This is a genomic window from Streptomyces sp. NPDC058872, assembly GCF_042743065.1.
In the GTDB taxonomy this organism is placed as follows: domain Bacteria; phylum Actinomycetota; class Actinomycetes; order Streptomycetales; family Streptomycetaceae; genus Streptomyces.
This window is the reverse complement of the sequence record NZ_JBHYMK010000024.1, coordinates 84870-104602: the sequence shown is the minus strand read 5'-3', so window position 1 is coordinate 104602 and position 19733 is coordinate 84870. Positions and strand designations below refer to the sequence as shown.

At 69.3% G+C, this 19733-nt stretch carries 18 protein-coding genes and 1 tRNA gene; 11 read left to right on the top strand and 8 right to left on the bottom strand.

Features of this window, described 5'->3' with window-relative positions; all coding sequences use genetic code 11:
* Positions 1-51 precede the first annotated feature (51 nt).
* Positions 52-516 carry a GatB/YqeY domain-containing protein gene (locus ACFW22_RS17890; protein WP_386404979.1) on the bottom strand — a complete coding sequence of 155 codons (465 nt, stop codon included), beginning with the start codon at positions 514-516 and terminating at the stop codon, positions 52-54.
* Between the two features lie 74 nt (positions 517-590).
* On the opposite strand from ACFW22_RS17890, the gene ACFW22_RS17885 reads away from it, so the two are divergent.
* The 3 genes from ACFW22_RS17885 (at position 591) to ACFW22_RS17875 (ending at position 2396) form a co-directional block, all read left to right on the top strand.
* On the top strand, positions 591-1529 hold the full coding sequence (locus tag ACFW22_RS17885; RefSeq protein WP_386404976.1) for a metallophosphoesterase: 939 nt from the start codon (positions 591-593) through the stop codon (positions 1527-1529).
* Between the two features lie 17 nt (positions 1530-1546).
* Positions 1547-2248: a Pr6Pr family membrane protein gene (locus ACFW22_RS17880; RefSeq protein WP_386404973.1), complete on the top strand. Its 702-nt coding sequence runs from the start codon at positions 1547-1549 to the stop codon at positions 2246-2248.
* 74 nt (positions 2249-2322) lie between these two features.
* Positions 2323-2396 (top strand) — tRNA-Pro (locus tag ACFW22_RS17875).
* A gap of 196 nt (positions 2397-2592) precedes the next feature.
* Here ACFW22_RS17875 and ACFW22_RS17870 read toward each other — a convergent pair.
* A complete protein-coding gene (locus tag ACFW22_RS17870) occupies positions 2593-3372 on the bottom strand; it encodes a helix-turn-helix domain-containing protein (RefSeq protein ID WP_386405000.1) in 780 nt (259 codons plus the stop codon).
* Between the two features lie 1129 nt (positions 3373-4501).
* Between ACFW22_RS17870 and ACFW22_RS17865 the strand changes: the two genes are divergently transcribed.
* Genes ACFW22_RS17865 through ACFW22_RS17855 form a run of 3 tightly spaced genes read left to right on the top strand, consistent with a single transcriptional unit; the run spans position 4502 to position 8263 of the window.
* Positions 4502-4948 (top strand): hypothetical protein, encoded by a 447-nt coding sequence (locus tag ACFW22_RS17865; RefSeq protein WP_386404970.1) that lies wholly within the window; start codon positions 4502-4504, stop codon positions 4946-4948.
* A 16-nt stretch (positions 4949-4964) separates the two neighbouring features.
* On the top strand, positions 4965-7487 hold the full coding sequence (locus ACFW22_RS17860; RefSeq protein WP_386404967.1) for a hypothetical protein: 2523 nt from the start codon (positions 4965-4967) through the stop codon (positions 7485-7487).
* Positions 7488-7516: 29 nt separating this feature from the next.
* Positions 7517-8263: a hypothetical protein gene (locus tag ACFW22_RS17855; RefSeq protein ID WP_386404964.1), complete on the top strand. Its 747-nt coding sequence runs from the start codon at positions 7517-7519 to the stop codon at positions 8261-8263.
* A 186-nt stretch (positions 8264-8449) separates the two neighbouring features.
* Here ACFW22_RS17855 and ACFW22_RS17850 read toward each other — a convergent pair whose 3' ends face one another.
* From ACFW22_RS17850 to ACFW22_RS17840, 3 genes are all read right to left on the bottom strand, one after another.
* Positions 8450-9964: a LacI family DNA-binding transcriptional regulator gene (locus ACFW22_RS17850; RefSeq protein ID WP_386404961.1), complete on the bottom strand. Its 1515-nt coding sequence runs from the start codon at positions 9962-9964 to the stop codon at positions 8450-8452.
* Positions 9965-9993: 29 nt separating this feature from the next.
* A complete protein-coding gene (locus ACFW22_RS17845) occupies positions 9994-10374 on the bottom strand; it encodes a helix-turn-helix domain-containing protein (RefSeq protein ID WP_386404958.1) in 381 nt (126 codons plus the stop codon).
* Between the two features lie 131 nt (positions 10375-10505).
* Positions 10506-11000, bottom strand: coding sequence for a helix-turn-helix domain-containing protein (locus ACFW22_RS17840; RefSeq protein ID WP_386404955.1), 495 nt, complete (start codon positions 10998-11000; stop codon positions 10506-10508).
* A 291-nt stretch (positions 11001-11291) separates the two neighbouring features.
* Here ACFW22_RS17840 and ACFW22_RS17835 point away from each other — a divergent pair, with 291 nt between their 5' ends.
* The 5 genes from ACFW22_RS17835 (at position 11292) to ACFW22_RS17815 (ending at position 17103) form a co-directional block, all read left to right on the top strand.
* Entirely contained in the window at positions 11292-12494 is a 1203-nt protein-coding gene (locus tag ACFW22_RS17835) for a DUF3631 domain-containing protein (RefSeq protein ID WP_386404997.1), read from the top strand.
* Positions 12495-12833: 339 nt separating this feature from the next.
* Positions 12834-13778, top strand: coding sequence for a DUF2637 domain-containing protein (locus ACFW22_RS17830; RefSeq protein ID WP_386404951.1), 945 nt, complete (start codon positions 12834-12836; stop codon positions 13776-13778).
* A gap of 293 nt (positions 13779-14071) precedes the next feature.
* On the top strand, positions 14072-14518 hold the full coding sequence (mobC, locus tag ACFW22_RS17825; RefSeq protein WP_386404948.1) for a plasmid mobilization relaxosome protein MobC: 447 nt from the start codon (positions 14072-14074) through the stop codon (positions 14516-14518).
* Positions 14519-16168: a relaxase/mobilization nuclease domain-containing protein gene (locus ACFW22_RS17820; protein ID WP_386404945.1), complete on the top strand. Its 1650-nt coding sequence runs from the start codon at positions 14519-14521 to the stop codon at positions 16166-16168.
* A gap of 65 nt (positions 16169-16233) precedes the next feature.
* The gene (locus tag ACFW22_RS17815) at positions 16234-17103 is read left to right on the top strand and encodes a plasmid replication/partition related protein (protein ID WP_386404942.1); all 870 of its coding nucleotides are present in this window, start codon (positions 16234-16236) and stop codon (positions 17101-17103) included.
* A gap of 90 nt (positions 17104-17193) precedes the next feature.
* Here ACFW22_RS17815 and ACFW22_RS17810 read toward each other — a convergent pair whose 3' ends face one another.
* Genes ACFW22_RS17810 through ACFW22_RS17800 form a run of 3 tightly spaced genes read right to left on the bottom strand, consistent with a single transcriptional unit; the run spans position 17194 to position 19588 of the window.
* Positions 17194-17547 (bottom strand): hypothetical protein, encoded by a 354-nt coding sequence (locus ACFW22_RS17810; RefSeq protein WP_386404939.1) that lies wholly within the window; start codon positions 17545-17547, stop codon positions 17194-17196.
* Positions 17544-18125: a GNAT family N-acetyltransferase gene (locus tag ACFW22_RS17805; protein WP_386404936.1), complete on the bottom strand. Its 582-nt coding sequence runs from the start codon at positions 18123-18125 to the stop codon at positions 17544-17546. Before ACFW22_RS17805 ends, ACFW22_RS17810 begins: the two co-directional genes overlap by 4 nt.
* A 23-nt stretch (positions 18126-18148) precedes the next feature.
* Positions 18149-19588, bottom strand: a complete 1440-nt coding sequence (locus tag ACFW22_RS17800) for a hypothetical protein (RefSeq protein ID WP_386404933.1) — start codon at positions 19586-19588, stop codon at positions 18149-18151.
* Positions 19589-19733 lie beyond the last annotated feature (145 nt).

The following is a 19733-nucleotide window of genomic DNA, read 5'->3' as shown; positions in this document are numbered from 1 at the left end:
CGCCCCACACCATCGGGTGGGGCGCCCTCGCGCGTACGGAACGGACGCGGTTCAGCCCGCGAGCAGCTTCTTCACCGCGGCGGCGACCCGGCCGCCCTCGGCCCGACCGGCCACCTTCGGGTTCACGATCTTCATGACGGCCCCCATGGCACGCGGGCCCTCGGCGCCCGCGGCCTCCGCCTCCTCGACGGCAGCGGCGACGATCCCGTCGAGCTCCTCGTCACTGAGCTGCTTCGGCAGGTACGCGTCGAGCACGAGGCCCTCGGCCTTCTCCCGCTCCGCAGACTCGGCACGACCGCCCTGGGCGAAGGCGTCCGCGGCCTCGCGGCGCTTCTTCGCCTCCTTCGCGATCACCTTCTGCACCTCGTCGTCGGAGAGTTCGCGCTTGGTCTTGCCCGCGACCTCCTCCTTGGTGATGGCGGCGATGGTCAGCCGCAGGGTCGAGGAGCGGAGTTCGTCGCGCTCTTTGATCGCGGCGTTGAGGTCGTCCTGGAGCTTGGCCTTGAGCGTGGTCATGGGGACAAGTGTGGCAGGTGCCCCAGCCGTACCGCCCGCGCATTTCGGCCCAGCGGGTCTGCGACGATGGGGAGATGCGCGCACGGTACGGCACCCCCCTGAAGATCACGGCAGGCCTCACGGCGACGGCAGCCGCCGGACTCGTCTACTCCGCGGGCTTCGAAGCCCGCTCCTTCCGGCTTCGCCGCGTGACGGTGCCCGTCCTCCCGCGCGGCATGCGCGACCTCCGGGTCCTCCAGGTCTCCGACATCCACATGGTGAGCGGCCAGCGCAAGAAGCGGGCCTGGCTGCAGTCCCTCGCGGGGCTGCGCCCGGACCTCGTCGTCAACACCGGCGACAACCTCTCCGACACCGAGGCCGTGCCCGAGGTGCTCGACGCGCTGGGACCGCTGATGGAGTTCCCCGGCGTGTACGTCTTCGGCTCCAACGACTACTACGGGCCCCGCCCCCGCAACCCCGCCCGCTACCTGCTGGAGAAGGTGCAGGGACGCCACGGCCTCAACGGCAACAAGCCCGTCGTCGGCGCCGTCCACAACCCGTGGGAGGACATGCGGGACGCCTTCGACGCGGCCGGCTGGGTGGACCTCACCAACACCCGCGGCCGGCTGAAGCTGCCGCAGGCCGAACTCGCCTTCACCGGCCTGGACGACCCGCACATCAAGCGCGACCGGTACGAGCACGTGGCCGGCGGCCCGGACGACTCCGCCGACTTCACCGTGGGCATCGTGCACGCCCCGTACCTGCGCGCGCTCGACGCCTTCACCGCCGAGGGGTACGAGCTGATCCTCGCCGGGCACACCCACGGCGGACAGGTGTGCATCCCCTTCTACGGGGCGCTCGTCACCAACTGCGACCTCGACACGGACCGGGTCAAGGGACTCTCCACGCACACCGTCGCCAACCGCACCTCCTACCTGCACGTCTCGGCGGGCTGCGGCGCCAACCGGTACACCCCGGTCCGCTTCGCTTGCCCTCCCGAGGTCACCCTGCTCACCCTGACCGCACGCCCCTGAGCACTTAACGTGGGGGCATGCTCACGCCCCGCACCGCGGCCGCATCGGCCGCCGCGACCACGCCCTCCATCGAGCGGCGCCCCATCGCGGCGGCCTTCCGCGGACTGATCGCCCTGACCGCGGCGACGGGGCTGGCCATCGAGTGCGCACACGGAAACGTCCTCGTCGTCCTGAGCTTCTTCACCATCTGGTCGAACATCCTGGTCGCCGTCGTCCTGGGCCGGGGCGCCTTCCGGGCCTGGACCCGCCGCCCACCGCTGCCCGCGCCGTGGACCGGCGGGGCGCTGCTCTGCATCTCGGTCGTCGGCCTCGTCTTCCACCTGGTGCTCGACAACGGGGCCAGCGAGTTCAACCAGGCCGCCGAGATCGCCCGCCTGACCGGAGCGAGGGCCGTCGCCAACCAACTCCTGCACACCGTGACCCCGATCGGCACGGCCCTGGACTTCTTCCTGCTCACGGCTCCCGGCGCGCTCCGCTGGCGCCACGCGGCCCAATGGCTCGCCGCTCCGGGCCTCTACTTCGCGTTCTCCCTGGTCCGCGGCGCGCTGCTCTCCCCCGATGCACCCACCCGCTACACCTACCCCTTCCTCGACGTGACCGCCCACGGCTACACGGGCGTCCTCACCCACGCCGTGGTCCTCGGAGCGGCCTTCTACGTCCTCGGCCTCGCGATCGTGGGACTGGACCGCATCCGACCTGTGCCGCGGCGCCTCGGATAGCGGATTTCGCCTGAGCGCGCGCGTGGGCTAAAGTAATCGATGTCGCCGCGACGTGAAGAACAAAGCAGCGACATCGGGGTGTAGCGCAGCTTGGCAGCGCGCTTCGTTCGGGACGAAGAGGTCGTGGGTTCAAATCCCGCCACCCCGACAGCCGAAATACCAGGTCAGGGGCCTGATCCGCGAGAGCGGGTCGGGCCCCTGAGTGGTTTCCGGGGCCGCCTTGGGAGCCGTTTGGGAGCCGAGTCCAGAAACCTGACCCCCACGCCTCCGTGGCCGCCCTGCTCGCCGCTCCCAGTCACCGCTTGTTGGCGGCCTTCGGCATCCCATCCAACCTGTAGGGGCAGTCATCCACTCTGCGCAAACTGATCCAGCTCGTCCTCGTCCAGGTAGTCCCACCGGCGCCGATAGAAAGCCCTGGCAGCTCGCACCTCCAGCCATGCGTCGTAGTCCTCGTCCTGGCGGAGTTGCCCGGTCTTCCGCTTGATCCTTTCGTCGCGATCACGACGTTCAAGAAACGCGTTAACGGCGGGGTCTCCATCTGGGCATACACACCCACCGGGCCAGGTCGGCGCAGGGTCCCTGCTCGTCGCGATCCGGCTCAGTGCGATACGCCAGCCCATGGAAGCAGCTTCGGTGACAGCGAAGGCGTACAGGAGGACTGTCAACTGCTCCGAGGTGGGCAGGACGCACCCAGCTAAGATCAGCCGGCATGTCGATCGCGGCACACGGTGTCCACGAGCAGCGGTCTCTCGTTCGATCTCGCGAAGAGACGGTTGGCCTACCCTCGCGCGGAGCCTCGCTAGGCCCTGGCCGAGAGCCTCTGGCGTACGGATCTGTCGAAGCCGACGCCCCTGGTCTGTCCGAAGTGGACGAGCCTCCTCAATGGCCGCAGCCTTCCACAGTTGACGGGCTCGCCCCACACGATGCTGACGCGCCTGGTGATCGGCGCGATCACCAACTGCGCGAGCATAGGCTTCCACGACCTGGAGCCGAGGAAGCCGAGACCCAGTGACTGCTTGGCTGAGCGTCGAAGCTCCGCAGTAGTAGGGCTTGGGCCCTGTACGCCTCGCCATCTCGCGGTAAGTGACGCGGCTCGTAGCCTTAAGCTCACGCAGATATTCCACCAGTTCGCGCAGTCGAGGCCCCGCACCGACGTCGATGCTCTTGGCGCAGCGACCCACTGCTACGAACCCTGTTCTGCCCTGGCACAAGCAGTGCGATGACCGACCAGCAACTCGACCAGGGCTGCGGCCAGTGCTGCGGCCGTACCCGAAACCGCGTGGTCAGGGCCAGCGTGAACAGCTAGCACTGATACGAGTACGACGATCACGACCAGCACTGGCGGCGTAGCCCACAGCCCCTCCGGGGACCCCGTAGAACAGAAGATGTACGCGGCGAATGCGCCATCGCGCGAAGGAAAACTGGACATGATGCCCTCCAGAAGTGAGTCTGAGGATTGACGCCTCAACTGCACTGAATGTGCAGGGGCTTGGGGCCACAAACGCCCCCGTCGATGACTCGATCGTCTCAGGCTCACAGACCCTGGGGCCACACCCCAGGGTGTGGCCAGACTGTGGACGTCTGCACTCGAATCAAAAGGCTGGCTCGCCTCCCTCCTGGTCAGCACCCTTTTCAAGGAATTTTGATCCGATCTTGTCCAGGGCCACCCTTACCGCTGGCGGGGCCTGACGGCCGGGCTCCCCACAGCGTCGATCCAGCCTGGCTGTCGCCACGGGCGCAGCACACCGGTCTGCCTTGAGGGCCCCGCTGACTCCTGAGTAGGCACCCCGGGCGTGGGTCCGATGCCCCGCGCACATGTGGCCGCCTCACTCCATGAACACCTTCGGCCGCCGGAAGCATGGGCACCCGGCATCCTGAATCGGACATCGCCCCAGCACGAACACAGATCGAACATCGTGTGGTTCCAGCCGAGGACGAGAGCTGCTGGGGCAAGCCCTTGAAGCCACCAACTCATCACTCAGGCCACATGACGCCACTACCGATTGTCAACACTTGCTCATCGGCCACCTCACCAAAAGACCGATTTCCCGTCTGTCCTTCCCCTTGATCACCCTCGTACGGTGAAGCCCGTTTTTGCCCGCGTACATGCCGGTCGCACCTACCGATGGGAATTGCGGCTGTCGTACGGGCTCAGGGGGAGGAAGCACGCACATGGACCCGTTGGCATTTCCCGTCCTTGCCGGAACGCTGCTGACCGAGGCGGTCAGGTTTCTCTTCGACCGAGCGAGTGCCGTGTTGGACCGGCGTGCAGGTCGAGTACCAGTGGAAGAGCCGGAGCAAGTGCCGGAGCAGCCGCAGCCCCTGCTGGTCAGGGCCCCCGCACTCACTGACGAGCGCGTCACACGCATCACCGGGGCCCATGGCGCGCTCCGCGTCTATCTGTCGCGGCCCGAGTTCCTCCAGGGCGATGACAACGAATTGCGGGAGCTTCTGGGACGCCTTCGTCGGGACCTGGAGGAGGTGTACGGGCGCCGCTTGCCCTTCGGCGACGAGAAGGAGGCGGACCGGCCCGGGGTGGAGGTCTCGCAGAGGGCCGACTCCCTTCGTGGCAAGCAGGTCGGCATGCGCGTCGGCGGCGACATCACGGAACGCGGACGGGCACGCGTCGATCAGGAGGCCGGGACCATCGAGGAGACAGGCGAACAGATCGGCATCGAAGTAGAAGGCACGATCGGCTGAGGCAGGCGGCAACAGCATGAGCTTCGATTACAGCCCTGCTGGAGAGCGCCCGCCGCAGGCCCTGTCCACGGAAAGCGACGGGCGAGAGGGCGAGCAGCCGGCACCCTGGGCGCAACCCTCGTCGGGACCGCAGAATCCAACTACCGAACCGAGCAGCCTGCCCGAGCTGCCACCTTTCCCTCCCGACCCGCCCAGCAACGATGCGTCGACCGTGTCGGCAATCAAGGCGTTGGCAGAGACCGCGGACGCCGAGCGCCCCTCCGACGACAGCGTCCCGCGGCGGCCTACGGTGTGGACACCGACGCGCGACGCGGTGGAGGCGGTCGGGCAGGCCGCCGTGCTGCAACGGGCCTTCATCAACAACGGCGAACAAGTCGGCACGAAGTACGTGTACGAGCAGACCCTCGACTCGCACGCCCCGATCTCGCCCGAGTACCTGGCCGTAGTCCACGAGGTGTATGCCGAGCCCCGTTACGAGGACCGACTGGCGCCCAGCTCCTTTAAGCAAGCTCTTGAAGCCCTGCGTGCGGCAGGCTCCGTCCTGGTCATCAGCCGCCCGCCGAACAGCAGCCGGACCTTCACCGCCTACGCATTGCTCGCTCATCTCCTGGACGACGGCGTCATCGCCGAAGTGCGGCCGCTGCCCTTCGGCGGCTCCAAGCACTTCCCGACCAGGCGCCTTCCACACGACCGCCGTTGCGGGTACCTGCTGGAACTTCCGCCTGACGAGGATGACTTCGCGGTCGAGGAATCCTTCGGGGCCAACCTCAACAAGCTCGTCGAGCGCCTCCAGCGGCGTGACTGCCGACTGATCGTCCTCACTCGCCCCGAGCAGTGGAGGCGCATAAGCCATGGGGCGCCGGACGGCGTCGCCCCGGAGTTGGGCATGGTGGATCCGCGCGACATCGCCGAGCGGTGGCTACTCGGGCAGGAGCCCGACTTTCCAGCAGATCAGTGGCTTGATCACCTGAACATCAAGCCACTTCTTACCGGCCAAGCCCCAACCGATGTGCTCAACCTCGTGCACCTCATGTTGGAAGAGCACCGGGCAGCCCAATCCGCAGCCGCAGATGCATCCGACCCAGGCCAGGCGCTCAAGCATCAGCGGGGCGGTTCGCCCCGCCTGACGTTCGATGAGCAAGTGGCCAACGTTGCGGCTGCCCACAGCAACTGGGAAGACGCGCTGTACATGTGGCACGAGCCCGAGGGGCGCTCCCGTACCAGCTTCGAGCGCAACTTCCTGCTGGCTGCGGCTGTTCTGCGCGGCGATCCGGTCGGACATGTCTACGCCAGGGCGGCGAAGCTGACCGAACAGCTCGACAGCGCAAAGGTCGAGGTGGACGGACAGCGGGAACCCGGAGTCATCGCCATGACGAGGGCCATCGGAGCAGAGCGCGAGGATGACGGCACCCTCACCTTCACCCGCCCGCACTGGGACGACGCCGTCATCGAGTACTTCTGGAACGACCGCCCTCTGGCCCGCACCACGTTCTTGAAGTGGCTCGCACAGGCACCTGTCCTCGACACCAACACGAGCAGGGAAGCCCTGGAGATCATCAGCAGGGATGGTCGGCTTGCCCTGGCAGAGCGCGTGGGCCAGTTCGCTCTGCAATGGGCCGTTCGCCACCGGCGTCAGACGCCGCTGGAGCGGATAGTCGAGGAATGGTACAAGCACGGAACCCCCAAGGAGCTGTGGCCGCTGGCCGTTGAACTCCTGGACTCCGCAGCCATCCACGCAGCCAGCGCTCCCTACATCCATTCGATGCTGCTCGCCTGGTCGAATCGAAGCCAGCCCCACCTGCAGAGAGCCGTTGTAGAAGTGTGTACGGGCGCGTTCGGCCGTCGGCATACCGCCAAGGCGCTGCGTCGACTCAGGAATGTGGCAGCGCAAGGTCGTCCCGACGTGCTCGACGCGTTGCGCGATGCGGTACGCGTCCTATGGGAGGACGCCACCGTACGGCAGATGTTGTTCGGGTATGTCGTCGATTGGTGCAAGTCGGACACGACGAGCCAGACCGTTGGGCACCGCACGTTCACCGCGCTGGCCCTGAACTCCCCGCCCGAGGCAGCCGGCCTTCCGCCGCTCCTCCAAGCCATGTTTGAGGAGACTCCCGACGAGGAGGACTCCTTCCGCCCCACTGTGCAAGGACTTGTGACGGGCTGGCGCACCCTGCTGCGCCAGGCCGCGGGGCCGACAGGGGAACGCGACCTCGACAAAGCCGTCTTCACGTGGCTTGATGCGGCACTGGAACGGCACGAACTCAGGCCGGTCGTCTTCGACACGCTGCGCCAGGCCGTGAACGTTCCAGGTACCGAAGGGCCAATCCTTCGCGAAACTCTGCGCACCTCCGCCCAGTGGTGGGTACAGGGCCAGGACCGCCCTTACACCGAGGAGAAGGAAGACCTCAAACGCGAACTGTCCGCTCTGCTCGACCAAGACCTCATCGCCCGGCGTAATCAGCCGGTCGTGTCTCAGCCCGCCTCGCCAAGCACTCCCGGTGATGAGCCTCAGGACGATGCGGGGGTCGACGCCGCATGAGACGCCGGACCGCCAGGGCTCCTGCCCCGATGACAGAAGACGACGCCAGGTGGACGTCCGTCTTCACGGACCGTCTCAAGAGCATGGACCCGTTGCTGTTCTTCACCGTCGAGATCCGGGTGACCTGGCGCCGCGCCGACGCCACCACGCCGGCGAATCGGCATACAGCTCCACGCCTTGCGAGGAGAGCGATCGAGAAGGCGGCCGAGCTCTGTGACGTCCTCCGCCCCGAAGCCGCTGAGCAGGACATCACCATCGCCGTTCGGACACAGCTGCCCCTCATGGCCGACGGTGTGGTGGTCACCGATGTGCACGTACGCATCAGCGTGGACGACACCACGCGGACTGCCGGTCTCCACTCGGAACGCGTGCAGCAGGAGTACCGGCGGCAGAAGGAACACATCCGGCGCGACCACGAGCTGGACGAGCTGGCACGACGGCAGGTCCGAGCCCGCGAGGCGTTCCTCCGGGAGGAGATCCTCGCCAACCCGGCCGCCGCCCGACTCTATGGGCTTCTGGAGGGGGCGTCGCAGCACTGGTCCCGACTCGGAGGTCCGCCGACGGGCACCGACCTCAACGACCTGGTGCGAGAGGTGCAGCAGTGGCAGCCAGGACAGCAGTGGGTGACGGTGGCACAGCTGCTCCACAACTTCGTTGCCGGCCTGACGGAGGAAGGCCGCAGAGAACTGCTCACCCTCCTTGTCGACGCTGTCCGCGCGTTCGGCGACGAGCACACCGCCCACCACCTCGCACTCCTCTCGGGTGAGGTGCGGTGAAGACGGCGGCACTGCGCTGGGTGCTTGACCCTGTCACCAGTGTGTTGGCTCTGCGGCTGCGCGTACGGGAGCGTGGTCGCTTGTCCTATGACGCCGCCTGGCGCCTTGCACGGGTCATGCGGCATCCAGACGAGATGGGCTACCGCCTTCACGGCCACCGCAGCGACGATACTTAGTGGGAATCAATCAGCGCATGGCGAGACGTGCCCGCAGCAAGTCGTTGAGTACGCGCACCGGTGACGTGGGGCACATCGCCAGGCGAGCATCGAGCGCCGCCTCCCACTGTTCGGTCAGGCCGGCCATGAGGCGGCGGCGCATGCCCGGGGTGACGTGGGCGTAGCGGGCCGAGACGGAGCCGTCGATGTGGCCCATGCGCTCGTCCATGAGGACCTTCTCGGTGCCGAGGTCCTCCATCATCGTCCGGTGGGTGTGGCGCAGGCCGTGGGGCGTGAGGCCCTTGGCGATGGGGACCCAGCAGGCGTCTGCTCGATCGGTGGCGTTGCGGCCCCGGGACGGGACGCCGGGCCACGGTTCGCCGAGGAGCGGGACGGGGCGGGCCTCCTGGGGTGCCTTCTTCGGGTACCAGCCGGAGACCGCCGGCGTGAACAGCCAGGTGGCGAAGCCGTTGCGGCGCCAGTGGGCCGCATGCTCGGACACCGTGCCGCCGCGTATGAAGCCGAGGTCCGCGATGGCCTGCTCCACCTTCGCCCGGGTGGCCTCGGCGACACGGGCGGGGTGGTTGAGGACGTTGGACACCGTGCCCGTGGAGACGCCGGCGCGGCGGGCGACGTCGGCGAGCTTGGCTCCCTGGTGGCCGCCGGTACGGGCAGCGCCAAGACCTCGATAGACGTAGCTCTTGCCGTGGCAGGGGCACGGCGTCGGCTTCATACGGGCGATGTGGTTGGCGACGAGGGCGGAGAGCCAGTCCGGCGAGTCGATGGTGCGGTAGCTGTCGTCCTTAGGCGGGACGCGCACCAGCTCGCCGGTGTCCAGCTCGTACAGCTGCCACTCGACCCGGAAAGATCCGGGCCGGGCGAACTCCATCTCCAGCCCGACCATTTCGGCCCAGCGCATCCCGGTGTAGCCCTTCTGCACCACGGCGACGAACTCGTCATCGCGGCCGGAGAGCAGGGAAGCCCGTTCGGCGGCCAGCAGGATGCCGAGCGCGTCGGTGATGACCTTCTCCGGGCCGCGGTCGCGCGAGCGGCCGGCGCGCTTGCCACGCCCGCGCCGCCTGGCGGCCGGATTGGACGTGATGAGCCCCTCGTCAATCGCGTCCTCGAGGATCAGGTGAAGCGTCGAGCGCCAGGTCTTGACGCTGGAGGCCGCGTACACGGCCCGCTCCTTTTTCTCCCACAGCTCGACGTCCGAGCGCAGGATGCCGGCGAGCGCCTTGTCCTCGAAGTCGGGGAGCAGGTGCTCCTCGATGTGGCGCTTGTAGTTCTGCATCGTCGACGCGGCCAGGTCCTGGGCCTCGTACCAGCGGCTCGCGTACTCGCCGAAGGTCTCCTGGCCCAGGGCCGGATCGCGCCAGTCGCCTCGCCGGTACTTGTTCTCGGCCTCGCTCGCAGCGCGCTGGGCCTCGCCCTTGGTGGCGAACCTGATCGCCTTGCCGCTGTCGTCGACGACCGTGAGGTGCTTGCCGGGCGCGACCTTGTAGCGGCCGCGCCAGTAGTTCGCGCGCTTCTCCGCGAATCCCATGTGTTCCTCCCCTCCTCCTGCGTCGCTTCTTAGGCGGCGGTCCCGAACTGGTCCTGGCGGGCTCGGCGTGGCGGCCGGGCGCGGAGACGGCTCGTGGGCAGAGGTACCGCGGGGAGAGATGTGGGACTGGGAGCGTTCATTTTCGGGACAGCGGCAGTCACAACAGGGGTGCTGGGGACCGCCGGACGGGCCTCGTGCATGCGGATGATCTCCGCGAGGTGGTCGCCGGTGAAGCGGTAGGCGCGGCCGACCCTGGTGTACGGGATCAGCCGTCGGCGGGCGCGGTCCTTGACCCACCAGGCGGAGCAGCCGAGCACGGCGGCGACATCTTCCGGGAGGTAGAGGCGCGGCGGGGCCGTTTCGGCGTGCGGGGGCTGTACGCGGGCGTGGGGTATCGCGGCGTGGCGCAAGCGGGGTCCTCTCCTGGCCTCGACTGATGGGGCGGCAACCCCGGCCGGGCCGGTGTCGTTCAGGGACGGGATGGGCGTGTGATGCGGCCGGGGCCTGGGGTTTGCGGTCCAGGACGGCCTGAAGGAGCGGGTTACGGCTGGGGCGGCAGGCCGAACTCCTCCTGGTTGATCTTCATCATGCTCTCGGCGATGGCGTTGCTGACCACCGCGTTGGCTTCCTCGCGGATGTCCGGGTGCTCGTCGAGGTAGGCGATGAGTTCGGCGTTGACGCGGCGGTGCGCGTGCTGGGCGCGCTGGGCGGCCGCGCTGGCGGCCACGACGGTGTCGATCAGCTCCATGGCGCGGCCGGCGGCGGCCAGGGCCGGCGGGCCGACGAGGTTGGACAGTGACACCCCGAAGACCTCAGCGAAGCCGATGGCCTCGTCGAGGTTGATGCGGCGCTTGCCGTTCTCGATCCGCCATACCGCCGACGGGTTCATCTCGTAGCCAGCCTCGTTGAGGCGGTCGGAGAGCGTGGTGGTGCTCCAGCCACGGTTTTCGCGCTCGGCCTTGATCCGCTTGGCGGCGTTGTCCTCGCCCTTGAGCAGGACACCCTCGGATGCGTCCTCGCCGTCGTCGTCAGGCATTAACCCCTCCTTCCTCTCGCAGCATGTCCCTGCAATTCGCAGCAGCCTAAACAGTACACCACGCTCTGCCGCTTGCATAGCCGCTCTGCGTGTGGCATGGTTGTTGTGCTGGACCGCTGCTGTCCGCAGGAGACCGCCAGCACCTAGCCAGACATGCAAAAAGCCCCCCAGTGCTTGCGACACCGAGGGGCTCAAAGCGCAAACCTCACGCCGCCCATCCCTGAACGACTAGCTGCAAGGCCGGGATTGCCGTCCCGTATGGCCCGCAGATTGAGGAGCTCGATGTCCAGTATGGACGAAGCCACCCCGAACACGCCATCGCTTCCCGTCGAGTGGCCGCCACCCGCCGTACCCGGCCAGCCAGCCGTCCCCGCGCCCACCCCGGACCCCGAGGGCGTAGAGGTTCTGGACCTGCTCCGGGAGACGATCCAGCGCTACGTCGTGATGCCGAGCGACGAAGCGCTGACCGCGACCACGCTGTGGGCGGCGGCGACCCACCTGCAGACGGTGTGGCAGCACGCGCCGCGCCTGGCGGTGGTCGGTCCGGCCAAGCGCTGCGGGAAGTCGCGGCTGCTCGAAGTCCTGATCGAGGCGGTTCACGAGCCGCTGATCACGGTCAACGCCTCCGCCGCCGCGATCTTCCGGTCGATCGGCGAGGGCGACCCGCCCACGCTCCTGGTGGACGAGGTCGACACGATCTTCGGCAGCGCGAAGGTCGCGGAGAAGAACGAGGAGATGCGCGGCCTGCTCAACGCCGGCCACCAGCGCAACCGGCCCACCCTGCGCGTCACCGGCCCCAACCACGAGGTGGTCAAGTTCGACACCTTCGCCATGGCCGCCCTCGCCGGCATCGGCGACCTCCCCGACACGATCATGGACCGGTCCGTCGTCATCCGCATGCGCCGCCGAGCCGAGACCGAGAAGGTCAGCTTCTGGCGGTACGGCCGCGACGACCTGGCGGTCCGCGAGCTCCGCACGCGGCTGGCGGCCTGGCTGGCCTCCGTACGCGAGAAGGCACTCGCCCTGGAACCGAAGATGCCGGTCGAGGACCGTGCCGCAGACACCTGGGCGCCGCTGGTCAGCGTCGCCGACCTCGCTGGCGGACACTGGCCCGTCCTGGCCCGCACCGCGTGCACGGCCATGACCGACTACGAGGCCGGGCGCGACGAGGACGGCGGGCTGAAGATCCGCATCCTCGCCGACATCCGCCGCGCCTTCGCCTCCGAAGGCGACCAGCCGGCACTCCGCACCGGCCGCCTCCTGGAGATCCTCAACGCCGACCCCGAGGCACCCTGGGCCGAACACAGCCCCAACGGGCTCACCCCGCGCGGCCTGCAGATCCTGCTCCAGGACTACGGCATCAAGTCGGCCAACCGCCGCTTCCCCGGCGGCCACCAGGCCAAGGGCTTCACCCACGCCCAGTTCACCGACGCCTGGACCCGCTACTGCCCTCCCAAGGCAGCCCCCGCCCTCCCCGCCGAACCCGGCGCGTGACCCTCCCCGACTCGTCCCACCCGTCCCCGCGCAGGTCAGCGCGGGGACGAGTCACCAACCCGCAACGAGTCGACTCGACATCACCGCCCCACCCGTACCTGCCCTGACCAGCGGCGGGACGAGTGGGACGAGTCCCCACCGCCCACGGCTGCCCACGCCACGGCGGCCACGGCCTTCCCCACCCTGGAGACCACCCCCTTGCACTTCCCTGCCCCAAGCGCCCCGGCAGCGATACGCGCCATCCGCGCCCGCATCGCGCGGCTCACCTCGGCCCCCGAGGGCGAGGCCCTCAGGCAGAACGACGATCGCCGAGCGCCCGCACCCGCTGAGGGTCGTCGCGTGAACCGCGCGGGACGCATCACCCTCGTCATCGGCCTGGTGGCCGTCGTCCTCATGGCCTTCCGGGTCTCGTGGAACGCGCTGTCCGACGTGGCCCGCGCCATCGGCGCCGACTCCACCGCCGCCCTGCTCTACCCGATCGTGGTCGACGGCCTGATGGCCCTCGCGCTGATCGCCACGCTCGTGCTGACCGGAGCAGACCGGAAGTTCGCGCTGCGGGTCCTGGCGACCTACACGATCGCCAGCCTCCTGCTGAACTACGTGCACGGCCTCGTTCCGGCGCTGCACACCGACTCGGTCCAGTGGGGCCGACTGACCGACCTGGACTATGCGAACTGGGCCCTCGTCCTGCTGGCGACCTCGCTCCCGGTCGGGTCGATCTACTTCGGGTCAGACCTCGTGGCCAAGGTCCTGCACCACAACCCCAAGTCGGCCGACTCCTCCGAAACGGCCCCTGGCCAGTCGGCCGGCGACCAGGCCCCAGAGTCGACGCCTGACCAGCCCGAACCTGTCCCCGAGAAGCCGACCGAGTCGACCTCCGTGAAGGTCACCGAGGCACCCGACATGGGGCCGACCAAGGGAGGCGAGTCGGCCCCCGCTGTCCGACCTCCCCGGTCGGCCACCGTGGCGGAGTCGACCGGAGCCGCCCGCCGTCGGGCGACCGGCCGGGTCCCCGCCGCCGCCAAGTCGGCCACCGACCGCACGCGCACAGACGCCGACCTCCTCGACAAGGCCCGACTCCTGACCGCCGACTGGAGCGACGACCGACTCACCGCCGAGCGCCTGCGCAGCGAACTACGCGTCGGCCAAGGCCGCGCCCGCGCCCTGCGCGACCAACTACAGGCCGAGCGCACCGGCCAGGCCGAGCCCGTCACGGCCGACGACTTCAAGGTCGGCCCACTCGACGAACTCGACGTAGCCGCCTCCCCCGTCGGCACCGCATGACCCTCACAAGGCGCCGACAGCCCTGCCCCTCCGGCTGATCCCGTGTCCCCGTGCAGACGAGCACGGGGACACGAAGGCCGTCCCCAACCCAGCACCCAGCTCCGACGGAGAACCGATCCATGCACGACCCGAAGCGCGAACTCCCCACCAACCAGCAGGCAGCCATACCCCCTGCCCCGGGCGGAGCAAGGTATGACGTTGGACCGTCCAAGGGCCGGTCCAACGCGGAAGCCTCCGCCCCGGGGGTGGCGGAGGCGGGTCCCCGGCGCGAGGGCGCACCGGGGACAGGGGGCGTGCGTGCCGCCGACGAGGCCGCGCTGCGCCGAATCGCCCGACGTCGCGCCCGCCAGGACGTGCAGCGCAAGGAGCGTGTCGACGTCCGCTACAGCGTCGACGAGAAGACCGCGATCCTTGCCGAAGCCCGCCGACTTGGTCTGGCCGGCGCGCACCTCGTCGGCGCCATCGTCATGGCGCACCTGAACGGCGACCTCGGCCTGCCCGAGCAGCGCACCCCCGTCGACGACCTGATCGACGAGTACGCGGCCTTGCGCAAGCAGGTCTCCAGGGTCGGCACGAACGCGAACCAGATCGCCAAACGCCTCAACGAAGGCGGGACGACACACCCCATGGACGCCGCTGTGCTTGCCGAGGCCGGACGGCTGGCGGCGTTGGTCCAGGAGGCGGTCACGGCTGTCGACGCCGCCGCCATCGTGGCCGCCACAAACCGCCGGGCGGCCTGATTGATCGCGAACATCGTCAAGCCCGGCCACAAAACACGGGGCGTCCTCAACTACCTCTACGGGCCCGGCCGCGCCAACGAACACACCGACCCCCACCTCGTCGCCGCGTGGGACGACTTCGTGCCCGACCCCGGCCGCAACCCCTGCGCCACCCTCGGCCAGCTCGCCGACGTCCTCGACCTGCGCGTCAAGCAGGCCGGCCACAAGGCACCGAAGAACCACGTCTGGCACTGCTCGATCCGCGCCGCCCCCGAAGACCGCCGCCTGACCGACGACGAGTGGGCCGCCATCGCCCGCCGCGTCCTCGACGCCACCGGCATCGCCCCCGCCGGCGACCCCGACGCCTGCCGCTGGGTCGCCGTCCGGCACGCCGACGACCACATCCACATCGTCGCCACCAAGGTCCGGGGCGACCTCCGTCCGCCACGGAACTGGAACGACTTCCTGCGCGCCGACAAGGAACTCGTCGCCATCGAGAAGGAGTACGGGCTCCGCCAGGTCCCGCGCGGCGACCGCACCGCAGCCAAGCACCCCACCCGAGCCGAACAGGAGAAGGCCCGGCGCACCGGCCGAGCCACAACCGCCCGCGAACGCCTGCGCACCACCGCCCGCACCCTCATCGCAGCAGCCACGACACCGGAGGAGTTCTTCCGCCTCCTCGACGGCTCCGGGGTTCTCGTGGAGATCCAGCGATTCCCCTCCGGCGACATCCGCGGCTACAAGATCGCCCTCGCCGACGACACCAACAAGGACGGCCAGCCCGTCTGGTTCTCCGGCTCCACCCTCGCCCCCGACCTCTCCTACCCCAAGATCCGTGAACGCCTCAGCGCCACCGACACCAGCTCAGCGGCACCATCGGAGCCCCGTGCCTGGCGTCGCCTCGCCCGAGCCACCGACCAGGTGCCCGAGCTCCTCGACCACAGCGAGGACGAGGCCGGGCAGGCGCACATCACCGTGCTCGCCGAAACCCTCGACGTCCTACCCCTGGCTGCCCCTCCGGCCCTGCGGCCCGGACTCCTGCAGGCAGCCACCGCCTTCGAGCGGGCCAGCCGCTCCCGCATCCGCGCCCAGCACCAGCAGGCTCAGGCCACCCGCCGGGCAGTCAAGGCGATTCTGCGTGAACCCGCTCCGAAGGACGGAGTCCTCCTCACGGTCCTCCTCGACGCCCTTCTGCTGGCGGCCGTGGCCGCGCAGCACTGGCACCGCACCCGTGGCCACAGCCAACAGGCGGAGGCCGCACGACAGGCAGCCGAGCATCTCCGGGCCGCGTACAAGGCCGCGGCAGCCGAGCCGCTGGCCGTGATCCACCGGCGAGGAACCGAGCTGCCCGAGTGGCTTCGTCTCCAGCAGGCGGCGACCGTGCGCCGAGCGCTCCCGGAACAAGCCGAACAGATCCTGGCCGAGCCCGGCTGGCCCGTCCTCGCGGCCACCCTCGCCCAAGCCGGCGCGGCCGGCCACAACCCCGCCGCCCTCCTCACCGAAGCCACCACCAGGCGAGAACTCGACACCGCCACCAGCGTCAGCGAAGTCCTCACCTGGCGGCTGCACCGCCTCGCCGACCTGACCCAACGCACCACCAGCCGTGCCCCGGCACCCCAGTCGGCTCTCTACCGCCCCGTCCACACGGACCAGCAGCGCCGCACGCGCTGAATCCCATCCCGCCATCCGACAAGGAGCACACCCTGAAGATCCACCCCGTCACCAGCCTGTTCCCGATGCTCAGCCAGGGCGAACTGCTCGACCTCGCCGAGTCGATCAAGAACGAGGGCCAGCACGAGGACATCGTCCTCGACGCCGACGGCGTCCTCCTCGACGGTCGCAACCGTCTGGCCGCCTGCAAGATCGCCGGCGTCGAGCCCCGCTTCACCACCTACACCGGAGACGACCCCACAGCGCTGATCTTCTCCAAGAACATATTCCGCCGACACCTCAGCAAGGGACAGGAGGCCATGATCACCGTGATGGCGTGTTCATTTTCGGGACACTCCCTGCGGGACCTGGCCAAGCTCCACGGCCTCAGCCGCAGCCGCCTCTCCGCCGCCAACGTCGTCCTCAAGCACTCCCCCGACCTCGCCGAACAGGTCCGCACCGGCACCCTCAGCCTCGACAACGCCTACAACACAGTCTCCGAGCGCAAGGCTCGGGCCACCGCCCTACAGAAGCAGTACGACCACCTCCGCGAGCACGCCCCCGACCTCGCCGAGCAGGTCACCGAAAGCGAGATCACCCTCGCCGACGCCACAACGGCGCTGAACGAGCGGCTGGAGACGGAACGGCTCCGGCAGTACGTGATCAATACCGACACCGTCCGCATCGCCGATGGCGACACCACCCCACCCCTGGCCGAGCTCGTCGAACGGGGAGACATCACCTGGCCCGAGGCACACCAGCGCGCCGAGGAGTTCGCCGTCCACCGACGGGACACCATCCAGCGATCCAGGCAGGCTCTCCACCTCATCGCCGAGCACTGGACCGCCGTCCAGGACCTCGCCGCCCGCCCCGACACCCCCTTCGCCCGGGACATCCTCGACGGCCTCGCCCCCGAAGCCCGCTCCCTCACCCAGGCCCTGATGACCCTGGCCTGATACGACACATACTCCTTGGGGCCGACGTCGAACGCGCGCCCCAAGGGGCTTGTCTCCTCCGAGCAGGACGATTCTCAGGCGATCGATCGGTCAGCGACCACGACGGTGACGACCTCGCCCCCTCCTCCCGGAGCTGTGCTCGGGAGCATGCCTTGGCGGCGCGGGGCGGGCGGACGAATCGTGCGTCCGGAGGGAGTGCCAGATGCGTGCCTGGAGTTCCTTGATGCAGGCACCGCAGGCGTACATGGGTGCCTGGGCTCCGGCGACGGTGGCGGGGCCGATCCACAGGACCCTGGTCTGCTGCTGCCCGCAGTAGAGCCAGCAGACGCCGTCGACCCAGTCATTGCCGTCGTCGGTGTTCGGCGGGTCGGGCAAGCCGCCGCGCGCGAATTCCGCGATCCCGGGGATCACCAGATGGTGCCGTAAGCCGGCCTGGGTGATCACCGGCTCGCCTCCGGCGCCGGACCGGTGCCCAGGTCGCCGATCGGGGTCCACTCGTGCTCCAGGATCGAGTACGTGATCGAGTCCCGCCACGCTCCGCGGACGAAGACGTGGTCGCGGATCCGGCCGTCCTCGGTCATGCCCGCCCGCAGCAGAGTCCGCGCGGACGCCTCGTTGAGAGGTGAGCGGGCCGCCCAGATGCGGTGGAGGCCGAGTGTCTGGAAGCCGAGCGCGCACAGCAGGTGGACGGTTTCCGTCCCCAGGCCCTTGCCCCACGCGGCCGGGTGGAGGGCGAAGCCGATGGTGGCTGCCTGCTGCGGTTCGGTGGCCAGGCGGGCGTAGCCGATCAGACGGTGCTCGCCGCGCCGCGTGATGGCGAGGCAGTACTCGGTCCTCGGGGTGTCCGTGGCGGAGGCGATGGAACGGTCGACGATCGCCTGGACCTGTTCGGGGGTGCGGGGTTCGAAGCTGAGGTGCCGGGTGGCCTCGGGATCGCCGTAGATGGCCAGGAGGGCGTCGGTGTCCTCGGGTTCGACTTCGCGCAGGGCCAGGCGGGGGCCGGCCAGGTGGACAGGGGTCATGGGCGCGGAGCCTACCTGCGGGTTCATCGGACGAGGACGGAGGTCGGGGCGGCGGTGAACGATTCGATCTCCTCGCGCAGACCGGCCGCCGCGCCGCCACTTCGGCGCCCGTCGGCGTGCAGAGCGGCGTGGACGCGCTGGGCGCTGCTGGTGATGCCGAAGTTCCGCTGCTCGATGGGGAGGTCGAGCACAGGGCGGACGGCATCGATGGCGCCCTCGATCTCGCCACGGGCGATGCGGGCGAGGGCGAGGTCGGTCTGCGCGCCGGCCTCGTCGCCGAAGGCCCACTCGTCCTCGGAAGCATCGCGGTACGCGGTGACGGCGGCCTCCGACCGGCTCTCGCCGAGCGCGGGGTCGTCGCCGAGGTGCACGGTGGCCTCGGCGACGTAGTACAGCTGCCGGGGTACGGGGAAGGTCATGATGCCGCCGAAGGCGTCGAGGTCGTCGGGTTCGACGGCCGCGCGGGCTTCCTCAGCCTGCTGGATGGCGGTGCGGGTGGCGTCGGCATCGCCGATCAGGGCGTGGGCGCGGGCGGAGAGACAGGCCAGCCAGACGCTGGTCGTGCCACGGACGTTGCCAGTGACGCCCTGGCCGAGGGTGGCGTAGTCGGCAGCCTCCCCGGGGCGCCCGGCCCAATAGGAGATGAGCGATTGCAGGGAGCGGACCCAGGCACGCATGGCGTGGTGGTCTGCGTTGTCGGCGCACACGAAGGCGGTGCGGGCCTGCATCATCGCGGCGCTCGGGTTGCCCAGGTCGTGGCTGGCCTTGGCGAGCATGCCGGAGGTGATCCCGGCGAGCAGGTACAGCTCGCGGGCCTGCAGAGGCTTGACCCGGCCGTGTTCCAGGAGCCGGAAGGTGAGGTCCTGTACCTCGACCAGGTCGCCGAGCAGGGTCGGCAACGCCAGCTTCGGGTACGCGACGGTAAGCCGCCGCACTTCGTCATGGATCTGGCCCAGGGTCTCCGGGCCGATGCTGCTGCCCTCCGCCATCGCGGTGAACCGAAGCGCACGACGAGCCGCCATCGCGACCTGCCTTTCCAATTCCGTTGTGCCCGCGTCGAAGCGGGGCTCGCTGCTGAACGGGCCGCCGACAGGCAGTGCCGCTGCCTGCTCGGTGGGGAGAAGGACAGGGGCCGGCCGTGGCGGCGGGACTACGAGCGGGGGCCCGGCCGCGGACGCGGTCGATGAAGCGGCCTGCGGTGCGGGAGCGAGAAGGAGATCGACACCGACGTCGAACATCGCTTCCAGCACCCGGCACTGGTCGGGGTAGGGGCGGGTTTTCACCGCGCCGCCGTACCAGCGCTCGAACTGCCGCTTCGAGACCGACAGGCCCCGGAGCCGCGGATCGTTCTCGTGCTCGGCGATCGAGCTCGCCGTCGCTTCGAACCGGAGGCGGAAGGTCTCGTAGACCTGCCAGTGCCGCCGGAGCGTCAAGACCCGTAAGAGCGTGGGAGTTTCAGCCACGGCAGATCCTCTCCGTCCCCGTTCGTCTCCACCCGAAGATAGCCGCGTCGGATGGGCGGGAAACCCGTTCGGTCGCTCCCCGACCGAGATGACGGCGGCCATGACGGTGGTCATGACGCACGGCCGTCACCGACCGGGTCGCCGG

Coding starts and splice junctions, on each gene's coding strand:
- ACFW22_RS17805 (WP_386404936.1), bottom strand. CDS start 18,125: ATGACCCCTGTCCACCTGGCCGGCCCCCGCCTGGCCCTGCGCGAAGTC.
- ACFW22_RS17815 (WP_386404942.1), top strand. CDS start 16,234: ATGCTCAGCCAGGGCGAACTGCTCGACCTCGCCGAGTCGATCAAGAAC.
- ACFW22_RS17855 (WP_386404964.1), top strand. CDS start 7,517: ATGACAGAAGACGACGCCAGGTGGACGTCCGTCTTCACGGACCGTCTC.
- ACFW22_RS17835 (WP_386404997.1), top strand. CDS start 11,292: ATGGACGAAGCCACCCCGAACACGCCATCGCTTCCCGTCGAGTGGCCG.
- ACFW22_RS17890 (WP_386404979.1), bottom strand. CDS start 516: ATGACCACGCTCAAGGCCAAGCTCCAGGACGACCTCAACGCCGCGATC.
- ACFW22_RS17860 (WP_386404967.1), top strand. CDS start 4,965: ATGAGCTTCGATTACAGCCCTGCTGGAGAGCGCCCGCCGCAGGCCCTG.
- ACFW22_RS17840 (WP_386404955.1), bottom strand. CDS start 11,000: ATGCCTGACGACGACGGCGAGGACGCATCCGAGGGTGTCCTGCTCAAG.
- ACFW22_RS17885 (WP_386404976.1), top strand. CDS start 591: ATGCGCGCACGGTACGGCACCCCCCTGAAGATCACGGCAGGCCTCACG.
- ACFW22_RS17880 (WP_386404973.1), top strand. CDS start 1,547: ATGCTCACGCCCCGCACCGCGGCCGCATCGGCCGCCGCGACCACGCCC.
- ACFW22_RS17850 (WP_386404961.1), bottom strand. CDS start 9,964: ATGGGATTCGCGGAGAAGCGCGCGAACTACTGGCGCGGCCGCTACAAG.